At 74.2% G+C, this 1117-nt stretch carries 2 protein-coding genes; both read left to right on the forward strand.

What is annotated here, in order from left to right; all coding sequences use genetic code 11:
- Positions 1-540, forward strand: a 540-nt coding sequence (locus tag AB0C29_RS49775) for a superoxide dismutase family protein (RefSeq protein WP_360835570.1), incomplete at its 5' end; no start/stop codon positions are given.
- Between the two features lie 82 nt (positions 541-622).
- A partial coding sequence (locus AB0C29_RS49780; protein WP_360835572.1) for an aminopeptidase P N-terminal domain-containing protein occupies positions 623-1117 on the forward strand: 495 nt, incomplete at its 3' end.

Consider the following 1117-nt stretch of genomic DNA (forward strand, 5'->3'; position numbering starts at 1 on the left):
CTGCCGTCGTCGGCGCCCTCTCCGGGCGGCCTGGCGGCGCCGCTGGTCGAGGGCACTGTCGCCGGCACCTTCCTGCCGTTCCCGCAGAGCGCGCGGGCCGTCACCTACGACCCCAAGGTGGTCCCGCCCGGCGCGACGGCCCAGCTCACGATCTCCCGGACGGCCACGGGCACGACGGTACGGCTGACCGCCGGCGGCCTGGTCCCGCGCCGGGCGTACGGGGCCCACCTGCACACCCGGCCGTGCACCGCGACACCGGAGGACGCCGGCCCGCACTACCAGCACAGTCCCGACCCGAAGGCCGCCGCCTCGCCGCCCTCGGTCGACCCGGCCTACGCCAATCCGCGCAACGAGGTGTGGCTGGACTTCACCGCCGACGCGCGGGGCGGCGCCGCGGTCACCGCGCGCCAGAACTGGACCTTCGACGAGGTGGAGCCGGCCCGCTCGTTGATCGTGCACGCTGAGCACACCCGTACCGCTGCGGGCAAGGCCGGGACGGCCGGACCGCGCGTGGCCTGCCTCACCCTGGGCAACGGGTGATGCCGGGCTGCTCTTGATCTTGGCGAGGCGGTAACGTCAGGACGGGACGAGCGACGCCGCGCGGATGACGGGAGGGCCGGCCATGGCCGAGCAGAGCGAGGGCACGACACCGAGGACCGAGTCGCACGACCCGGACTTCCCGGAGGCGTTCCTGCAGTTCATGCGCGGCGGCTGGCGGGACGACGCGCTGAGCGTGACACCCCGTCCGGAGACGCCCAACTACGCCAAGCGGCGCGCCGCGCTCTCCGACGCGTTCCCGGGCGAGACGCTGATCATTCCCAGCGGCACCGAGAAGGTCCGCGCCAACGACACCGACTACCCGTTCCGCCCGGGCAGCGACTTCGTCTACCTGACCGGCGACAGCGACCCCGGCAGCGTGCTGGTGCTGCGGCCCAGCGGCTCCGGGCACGACGCGGTCCTCTACAGCCACCAGCGCTCCTCCAAGGAGACCGACGAGTTCTTCCGCAGCCGCGACGGCGAGCTGTGGGTCGGCCGCCGGCACACCCTCGCGGAGAAGTCGACCGAGCTGGGCATCGAGACGGCGCCGTGGGGCGAGCTCGGGCCGGCCCTGGCCGAC

The sequence above is a fragment of the Actinoplanes sp. NPDC048791 genome (assembly GCF_040650095.1).
Lineage (GTDB): Bacteria > Actinomycetota > Actinomycetes > Mycobacteriales > Micromonosporaceae > Actinoplanes.